This is a genomic window from Spartinivicinus poritis (assembly GCF_028858535.1).
In the GTDB taxonomy this organism is placed as follows: domain Bacteria; phylum Pseudomonadota; class Gammaproteobacteria; order Pseudomonadales; family Zooshikellaceae; genus Spartinivicinus; species Spartinivicinus poritis.
Genome location: NZ_JAPMOU010000062.1, coordinates 19,136 through 27,109, shown reverse-complemented (window position 1 = coordinate 27,109; position 7,974 = coordinate 19,136). Strand labels below are relative to the sequence as shown.

10 protein-coding genes and 3 tRNA genes are annotated in these 7,974 nt (G+C 41.6%); 9 read left to right on the top strand and 4 right to left on the bottom strand.

The annotated features are described in order from the left end of the window. Window positions 1-400 precede the first annotated feature (400 nt). From ORQ98_RS25925 to ORQ98_RS25900, 6 genes are all read left to right on the top strand, one after another. Window positions 401-964 carry a recombinase family protein gene (locus ORQ98_RS25925; protein ID WP_425347718.1) on the top strand — a complete coding sequence of 188 codons (564 nt, stop codon included), beginning with the start codon at window positions 401-403 and terminating at the stop codon, window positions 962-964. Window positions 965-1,117: 153 nt separating this feature from the next. Beyond that, window positions 1,118-1,357: an antitoxin gene (locus ORQ98_RS25920; RefSeq protein WP_274691731.1), complete on the top strand. Its 240-nt coding sequence runs from the start codon at window positions 1,118-1,120 to the stop codon at window positions 1,355-1,357. Then, the gene (vapC, locus tag ORQ98_RS25915) at window positions 1,358-1,759 is read left to right on the top strand and encodes a type II toxin-antitoxin system tRNA(fMet)-specific endonuclease VapC (protein ID WP_274691730.1); all 402 of its coding nucleotides are present in this window, start codon (window positions 1,358-1,360) and stop codon (window positions 1,757-1,759) included. It abuts the gene before it with no gap. A 78-nt stretch (window positions 1,760-1,837) separates the two neighbouring features. Beyond that, complete coding sequence (locus ORQ98_RS25910) at window positions 1,838-2,095, top strand: hypothetical protein (protein WP_274691729.1); 258 nt, start codon at window positions 1,838-1,840, stop codon at window positions 2,093-2,095. A 534-nt stretch (window positions 2,096-2,629) separates the two neighbouring features. Then, complete coding sequence (locus ORQ98_RS25905) at window positions 2,630-3,262, top strand: KilA-N domain-containing protein (protein WP_274691728.1); 633 nt, start codon at window positions 2,630-2,632, stop codon at window positions 3,260-3,262. Between the two features lie 771 nt (window positions 3,263-4,033). Further along, window positions 4,034-4,372 (top strand): hypothetical protein, encoded by a 339-nt coding sequence (locus ORQ98_RS25900; RefSeq protein WP_274691727.1) that lies wholly within the window; start codon window positions 4,034-4,036, stop codon window positions 4,370-4,372. Between the two features lie 109 nt (window positions 4,373-4,481). Here ORQ98_RS25900 and ORQ98_RS25895 read toward each other — a convergent pair. Further along, window positions 4,482-4,581, bottom strand: a tRNA-OTHER gene (locus ORQ98_RS25895). A gap of 157 nt (window positions 4,582-4,738) precedes the next feature. On the opposite strand from ORQ98_RS25895, the gene ORQ98_RS25890 reads away from it, so the two are divergent. The 3 genes from ORQ98_RS25890 to ORQ98_RS25880 all read left to right on the top strand — a co-directional run bounded on the left by ORQ98_RS25890 (window position 4,739) and on the right by ORQ98_RS25880 (window position 7,035). Next, window positions 4,739-5,116, top strand: a complete 378-nt coding sequence (locus ORQ98_RS25890; protein ID WP_274691726.1) for a hypothetical protein — start codon at window positions 4,739-4,741, stop codon at window positions 5,114-5,116. 661 nt (window positions 5,117-5,777) lie between these two features. Continuing rightward, a complete protein-coding gene (locus ORQ98_RS25885; protein ID WP_274691725.1) occupies window positions 5,778-6,635 on the top strand; it encodes a hypothetical protein in 858 nt (285 codons plus the stop codon). Then, window positions 6,586-7,035 carry a hypothetical protein gene (locus tag ORQ98_RS25880; protein WP_274691724.1) on the top strand — a complete coding sequence of 150 codons (450 nt, stop codon included), beginning with the start codon at window positions 6,586-6,588 and terminating at the stop codon, window positions 7,033-7,035. The genes ORQ98_RS25885 and ORQ98_RS25880 overlap by 50 nt, the downstream gene beginning before the upstream one ends. A 330-nt stretch (window positions 7,036-7,365) precedes the next feature. On the opposite strand, the gene ORQ98_RS25875 is transcribed toward ORQ98_RS25880, so the two are convergent. The 3 genes from ORQ98_RS25875 to ORQ98_RS25865 form a co-directional block, all read right to left on the bottom strand. Then, window positions 7,366-7,450 (bottom strand) — tRNA-Leu (locus tag ORQ98_RS25875). Window positions 7,451-7,479: 29 nt separating this feature from the next. Continuing rightward, window positions 7,480-7,555: transfer RNA gene (locus ORQ98_RS25870), tRNA-Phe, on the bottom strand. 135 nt (window positions 7,556-7,690) lie between these two features. Next, window positions 7,691-7,969 (bottom strand): oxidative damage protection protein, encoded by a 279-nt coding sequence (locus ORQ98_RS25865; protein ID WP_274691723.1) that lies wholly within the window; start codon window positions 7,967-7,969, stop codon window positions 7,691-7,693. Window positions 7,970-7,974 lie beyond the last annotated feature (5 nt).

The window sequence follows — 7,974 nt, the reverse complement described above, 5'->3', positions numbered from 1 at the left end:
CTGAGTCATTAAAATACAGAGCGGCTGCATGAATAAATTAGCAGTTATGTCAATCTAAAAAAACTTCGGAACCGAGTGTCAGCTCTTTTTGAATATAGGTCAAACTAAAATCCCCCCCCCGTAGGGGTCGCAAGTACTTCATGGCCTGCTTTATGTTTACCTTCTTGTTTGTGTCTTCTTTGCTCAGTCCTGCTTCCTTTGCCAATTAGACAGGCAAGTTAGCGTACCTACTGCTCCAAGCTCATTCAAATAAACACAGCAACTGTCAGATTAAGGTATACCCAAAGAAGACGCCTAGTAATGGGACCTAAAGCTGTCATGTTAGGGTTAATTTCTATTTTATTGACACCTCTACTTATTGACTCTAGACTCTATCCTGACACTTTAAGGGAATTAAGCCATGATACAAACTCAAAAAGTTGGATACATCCGAGTCAGCACAGTAGACCAGAGGACAGAAAGACAGCTAGAAGGTATTGAGCTAGATAAAGTATTCACTGATAAAGCATCAGGCAGGGACACAAACCGAGAGCAGCTTGACGAATTGCTTAGTTATATCAGGCAAGGGGACACTGTTATAGTCCATAGCATGGACAGGCTAGCAAGGAACTTAGAAGACCTCAGACGTATTGTTCAGCTCATTACAGAGAAAGGTTCCAGTGTCAGTTTTATCAAGGAGAACCTGACGTTTACCGGGGATGATTCACCTATGGCTAACTTAATGCTCAATGTCATGGGTGCCTTTGCTGAGTTTGAAAGGTCGTTGATTAAGGAAAGGCAGAGAGAAGGAATAGCCCTAGCGAAGCAGAGAGGTGTCTATAAGGGCAGGAAGAAAGCACTAAGCACTGAAGATGTTGAGCAGCTAAAAGCCCGTGTTGCTGCTGGAGAAGCTAAGGCAAAAATAGCGCGTGACCTTGGGATTAGCCGTGAAACGCTTTATCAATATTTAAGAGCTGAGGCTTAGGGCTTATACCTAATCTGCTGTCCATCACTACTCATTACCTATCATATTAAGCACTTTCATTTCTCATAGTTATAGCGTATATACATGTGTTTACAAGATACAAAACAGAGTATATACTTGTATATACCAAACAAACAAAAAAGGATGGCTCTTATGTCATTAACCAAGGTTTTCAAAAGTGGTAACTCACAGGCTGTGAGGATTCCAGCTGAGTTACAATACGACCGGCTAGATATGGATTACGAAATTGAGCGGGTAGGCGATGAGCTACGGATACGCCCAGCCAGGAGACGTTTAACGAATCTCATGGAGAAGTTCCAAGGTTTCTCAGATGACTTCATGACACAAGGTAGAGGAGATGAATTAGACGAGCCAGAAAGGGATATGCTGTAAATGAAGTACATGCTAGACACAAATATCTGTATTTACTTAATGAAAAAGCACCCTAAAGAAGTCGTAGCTCGCTTTGCTGACTGCTATTACGGTGATGTTGTCATTTCTTCTATTACACTGGGTGAGCTTGAGTACGGTGTTGAAGTTAGTGCTGAAAAAGAAAAAAATGCTCAAGCACTCAAATTATTGCTAGAAGATATACCCGTAATGCCGTTTGAAGATAAAGCAGCTCAATCTTATGGTGTTTTACGTGCAGGGGCCCCTAAGCGTAAAGGTGATGCTTTAGATAAGCTTATAGCAGCTCATGCTAAATCATTGGAGGTAGTCTTAGTTACCAATAATGTAAAGGACTTTCAAAAATACCCAGGCATTACAATTGAGAACTGGGTAAACAACCATTAAGAAAAAATTGGAGTAAGTGGTGGTGTAAGTAATGCACTCTGCTTACTTAAATTGCTGTATTGTAAAAAGGGCTATGTCATGACCCAACAAATTTATAAAACGCAAGTGTTCTTTGATGAAAATGGCGCACAATGTGTAAACCTGCCTGATGAATTTAAATTCTCTGAGGATAAAGTTTTAATTAAGAAAGTTGGTGACTCAATTGTGCTAAGACCTTTTCCGGAATCAGTGGCAGAAAAAACCAAGGAACAGGACCCCAACAAAAGAGTTGAGTTTGCGTCGCGTAAATCGCTTGATGCCAACATTAACAACAAGTATAAGCAGGACACCTACTAACTTATGTCTACTCTTTTAAAGCGTTCCAAGGATTACCGGAGCACCCCTAAAGCAACTGCGAAAATCAAAATAGGCAACGGCTACACCCCCCATTCTCTTTAGCCTGATTCAACCACGCACCTTAGACAGTAATTTATGACTAAAAAGTAAGCGCGGGGTTTGAAGGGGCGAGGCCCTGTAGCTCCCGTCTTTCATGGCTTTGGGTTACCCCCGAACTTAGGGGCTATTACTATTTTTCGTATGTATGAAAAAAGCGCATAGACGAGCCCACGCAATCTATTTTTCATTCTGACAGCAGAATTGCAAGCCGTCTAAAGATACAAGTCTAGCGCTATAATAAGGTTGCCTATGTAACAACTTGACGACCCACTAAGTGCGGAATTCAAAATTACAAATCTCTACAGCCCTCGTCATTCAAAACCTGAGTTAGGGCCCAACTTAGACAACTCTGAGTCACTAACTCAAAGTTCAATAAATAACCTTTCTCTTAAGTTAACTAAATTTTCTTTAAGCTAACCTTCAGGACCATCAACTATGACTGAAAACACCTTAGCTGTTTCTGTACCTATCATCATTGAAGATGTAAATATTAAACAGGACGAATATGGTAGGTTTTGTCTTAATGATTTGCATAAGGCAGCTGGAGGACAAGAAAAGCATAAACCTACACGTTGGGTAAGAAATCAGCAAACTCAGGAAATTGTAGAAAAACTAAGCAGAGACCAGATTTGGTCTCAGGTTGATAAATCACCAATCCAGAGTGTTAATGGTGGCAACAACCCAGGCACTTATGTCTGTAAGGAGCTAGTCTATTCCTACGCTATGTGGATTAATGCTGACTTTCATATCAAGGTTGTTCAGACATTTGACGCACTAGTAACTGGCCAAATAAAAACAAACCAATCAGCACTCCCCAACATCACAAACCCAGCAGAAGCAGCAAGAGCTTGGGCAGATGAATACGATGGTCGTCTTCTAGCAGAACAAAAGGTCACAGAGTTACAACCCAAAGCAGACTTTGTAGATGAATATGTTGATGCCAAAGGAAATATGACTCTTAAAGCTGCAACCCAATTAGTCGTACAGAAATTAAACTCCTTTAACTCCAGGAGTTTATCTGTAGAGGTGACCACTGAATGTACAGGGCGCTTAACTATTAGGCACTAAAGGGCCGATTAAGTAGTGTTAGGGGGGTGCTAACAAAAAGACTATAAACGCGGAAATTGAAACACTGGCTCTCTGAAGCCCTTGTAATCTCTAGCTTGTATTAGGGCCCCCCTTAGACACCCTGTGGTGACCCTCTATGGCTGCTAATTGAGCGCAGGAATTAAAAAGGCAATCCCTTACAAGGCTTATTGTGCCTGACATTAACTTACCACGCACCTTAGGCAAGGGACCAACTATAAACTATAAAGAAGAAAAATATTCAGGTGCGAAAGTCAAAAATACAGCCCTCTACAAACCTTGTTATTTGTGGCTTTGAACTACCCCCGAACTTAGACACCTTTGCCCTCATACCTTTTGTCTAAAAAGTAGGCGCGGAATTTGAAATTCTGAATCTCTGCAACCCCCATCGTCCGTGGCCTGAGTCAACCCCCCTCCTTAGGGGGCAATCAGCGCCTTATATATGACTACTAAACGCTCAAAAATAAAGGCTTAGCAAGAGCGCTCTCTAGCCTTATACAAGACACTTTCAGCTTTCTCTATTCCCAGCTTCATTAAGAAATTATTTATAGCGCTCTAGAAAGCTCTTAGACCCCTTCTGACGGCTATTTATTATGAATACATAAAAATAGTGGACCACAAAGCTAAAACCAGCTCTCGAATGATGATAGGTCTTGCTTAGGTCCTACACTCCCAACTCTTTTCTGAAAAAGGGCAAATTAATTGAGTAAAAATCAGCAGTAAATTAATCCCAAAAAAGAAGGTAAATAATACATGAAAAACAAATTAAAAATAACCAAAGATGACTTAAGCTGGTGCCTGGACTTCGACGACAAAGGCCGTGTGTGTCTCTGGTCAATCATGGCTTCTGCCACTGATGAAGAAGACTACAGCCCCGACGCTTGGTTCGCTGAGGAAGGCCAGGGGATAATCAGGGAGCTAGCCGAGGATATGCCCTTAGATAAGCTCGTCGATTACAACAAGCGGCTTGATATGTACCCAGGCTTTGACCCAGTAATCCTTGACTCATTCTATGCTGATAAGGTGGTGGCCTTGAGCTACGCCCTTTGGGTGTCTCCTGTGCTCTATACGGGCTTATCTCAGTTCATTTAAAAGCAAAGTAACCCATACTATACGGCTTCTGTAGGATGGCTTCGAGAGGCTTATAGATGCCTTAAAAAGGCTTTCTAATTTGGACCAAGAAAAAAGGATAAAAGCAAATTGGTGAGAAAGGACAGGATTCGAACCTGCGTCTGGCCTAAACCAGAGAGCCCAGTGCTTTTTCAAGCGGGGCCCACCTTCAGCCACTCAGTCACCTTTCCCATTTGAGTAGGTGGGGGAGTATATCAGTAATGCGAGTAAACTAACACTAAGCTCTTTAGCTGAATATTAATTAGACATTCTGATTAAATGACTGGACAACATCTGTCGTATCCGTTAATACGTAGCTCGTTTGAGATAAAAAGGAGTAATAATTCAATGACGACAGATACAGGCAAGATAAGTGCAGCAGATATAAAGCTGAACCCTGATATGGATGAGGTAGGCAATCTTGGCTTGTGGTCCCTCCTTAATTCAATAAAGACACACGACAAGAGCAGTTTAGAGCCTGAAGTCTGGCTAGATGGACCTGGAGGAGAACTTATAGCCGCTTCAGCAGAATACTTACCCATGGATTACCTAATTCACTATGAGGACGAAGCACAAGGAGAGGCTGGACTAGTTAGGAGAGAGTATTATGTAGCCCCTGACATTGCTCTTAGCTACGCCTTTTGGCTATCTCCTGAACTCCATGACAACTTATTCTGCTGGATGAAGAAATTATTTGGTAATAGCCCTTACACCACTCACCATTAAGCGGCTCTAGGGGGCAGGATTAAATCTGCTCTCTATTGAATGGACCACAACAAAGGGATGACTTAGCCCTGGGTCAACTTAAAGCTGACTAGAGTAAGGCTTAAAGTCATCTACAAGAACAGCCTTGAATACAGCTCATTAATAAGCCTCTCTCCTTTAATTCTTTTTTCTTGGTCAATTAACAACAAAGACAACTAAGCCAAAGGTAGCAGCTAGTCACGATGAGTTAGCTTAAGGTCAGCCTATGTACATAGATAGCCTTATCTTATCTCATCATTACCTAGCTATTCACCTATCACTAATTAATTGAGTAGGAAGAATAAATAACAAAGGAATAAATAGCTAAGACAGGCTAAAGGTAGCTTTAAGATATCCTCTAGTTACCTATAGCTTCTATGTCTGTTGTGTCTTATTTCTTCCTATTAAAAGAATTACTAAGAAGAGAATAACTAATAAGGAATAAGTAACTAAGAAGTAAAGGAGCTTAAGTAGCTAAGGATATCTATAGCTAGCTAGAGGTAACTTAAAGATATCTTTAGGTATCTTAGGGATGTCTTATCTCATCTTATAGCCTCTCCTGCACATACTAGAAACTTAGAAATCAACCCTTCTATTTCAATCATTTATCACTCATTTTATTAACCCTGAGAGAATTACTCCTGTGAAGAATTTAATTATTCCCCCTAACCTGCAATTCAATAAGTTGTTAAGTACTCTGTTCAAATCTGACTATTACACACGGTTCCCAGCGAACAATGTGGGGGTACATACAGAGCAGCTAGATGACGTTCTAAATGCTGCTATCGATAAGCCCATAATTAGACACCGAGAGAAGTACAGAGAAGCCCTACAAGCTATCATTTTTAATTTATATACATGTTCTATAGCTAGGGAAAAACTAGGCTCAGAAGAGCGTGTAGGCGTCTTATTTAGCAGGAACAGAACCTATTACCACAACAAATCAAGATACGACAGAACAAGCCTAGCTTATCAGCCATTTATTCGCCTATTAAATAGCTTGGAAGATAAAGCCTACATACGGACACACAAGGGCTTTAAGAGTCGAGATAGAGCTTCTGGTGTGCCTAGTACTACTGAGCTTACAAAAGACGGTCAACAGTGGCTAGAAGGCTTTATAAACGAATGTAAACCACAAGAATTAAATACTGAGAAGGAGCTTATTTATTTAGTCAATGAGAACAAGAAAAATGCTGAGTACGAGGACACAGAAAAGACCAATCAATTTAGACAGCAGTTGAAGTCTTTTAATAACTTCATTGCTCAGCACTCACTAAGCTACATCTCTGCGGATGACCAGGAAGAAATGCAGCCACACAGCTTATTCCTGAAGTATCACCGAAAGTTTCACAAAGACTTTACCCATGGTGGCAGACTCTATTCCCCAATTCAAAATTTAAAGAAGGAAGAAAGGCAAACAATAAAGTTAAATGGACAGCCAACGGTTGAGCTTGATTTTAAATCGTTGCATTTACGGCTGCTGCGGTTTAAAGAGTCCTGAAGACTGCTACGAGTTCGGAGAGATGCCCAGGGAGGTGGCCAAGCTTATTGCTCTCATCTGCCTAAACACAAATAACAAGACAAGAGCGCTCCAGGCACTCCACAGGAAGCTTAGAAAGCAGCTGAGTTATAGCGAGATTAAGCAGGCTGTAGATATCTTCCTGAAAACCCATAGACCACTAGAGCAGTACTTCTTCCGAGAGACTTGGGCACAACTCCATTACTGGGACAGCACAATTGCCTTTAATGTGATGCGAGCTTTTCAGGAGGAAAATATACCTATCATTGGGGTGCATGACTCCTTTGTGGTCCCTGAGAAAGAAGAAGACAGGCTTTTTATGGTGATGACCAAAAGTTACATAGAGCTTGCTCAGTTTGAGCCTGTCATTAGCAAGGAGTGAGAGAGGTTGCTAGGGGGGGAACGAAACGTTCCTCCTCAAGCCCCCAGCTTTTTGTTTGCTTGTCCGTGTGTGTATACCTGTTTTTACGCCTTTAGCTCTCCTTGCGCTACCAAGCGATTAGCCACAGAAAACCACTGGCAATTAAGCGAGATAACAAATAGATTTATTGATTAAAATACAGACAAGAGAGACAACAGAAGTACACCAAACAGTGTTGACTTTTTAGCCAGCAGCATGGTACAAAATCAGGGAGATAGGTGGTACAAAATGGAGCTAAACAAACGTTTGAATTTTGGGAAAACTTGAGGATTTACAAAGACTTAGCAAAACTGGTGCCGAAGGGGAGATTCGAACTCCCACACCCGAAGGCACTGCCACCTGAAGACAGCGTGTCTACCAGTTCCACCACTTCGGCTTGGGTATTTTTTGATGAAAAGGCATGTATGGTGCCCAGAGGCGGAATCGAACCACCGACACGGGGATTTTCAATCCCCTGCTCTACCGACTGAGCTATCTGGGCGCTGACAGGGCCGCTATTAAACCGTTAGTTTGCTTTTGAGTCAAGGCCTTCCAGAAAAAAAAGCAAAAAAGTTGCTGTATAACTTTTATACAGACTTAATAGCAGCCGAATTCATAAGGCTTTCCAACGAATTATTCACTCGTTTTCAGAGGGTGGCACATAGCCTTCTGCTTGTTCGTAGTCTTCGCCTGCAAAGTACTTATCCATTTGCTCGGTTAAGTATTTACGAGTTTCTGGGTCCATCAGGTTCAGTCGTTTTTCATTAATCAACATGGTTTGATGCTGTTGCCAAGCTGCCCAGGCTTCTTTAGACACATTTTCATAAAGCCACTTACCCTTTTCACCAGGGTATGGTGGTACGGCTAACCCTTCTGCTTCTTTCTTTAATTTGACGCAATATACGGTTCTTGTCATTGATA